This window comes from Exiguobacterium sp. s7, assembly GCF_018618195.1.
Classification (GTDB): domain Bacteria; phylum Bacillota; class Bacilli; order Exiguobacteriales; family Exiguobacteriaceae; genus Exiguobacterium; species Exiguobacterium mexicanum_A.
This window is the reverse complement of the sequence record NZ_JACSLO010000046.1, coordinates 1-225: the sequence shown is the minus strand read 5'-3', so window position 1 is coordinate 225 and position 225 is coordinate 1. Positions and strand designations below refer to the sequence as shown.

1 protein-coding gene is annotated in these 225 nt (G+C 59.6%); it reads right to left on the bottom strand.

Going from position 1 to position 225, the window contains the following annotated elements:
- Positions 1-9: 9 nt before the first annotated feature.
- On the bottom strand, positions 10-225 hold a 216-nt coding region (locus KNP79_RS15685; RefSeq protein ID WP_215192933.1), incomplete at its 5' end, for an IS30 family transposase.

Sequence of the window (225 nt, the reverse complement as noted above, 5' to 3'; positions counted from 1 at the left end):
GACGGTTTGTCAAATTAAGCGCAACACTTCCTCGGTGAAGGCCTCGTGTGCGGTTTTCCAGTCCAGGCACTTTCTCGGTCGCCCGTTGATCTTGGCCAGCGCATCCGCGAGTTCACCGTCACCGACCTGCGCGAAGTCCGTTCCTTTCGGGAAGAACTCGCGGAGGAGCCCGTTGGCGTTCTCGTTGCTCCCCCGTTGCCACGATGAGTACGGGTCGGCGAAATA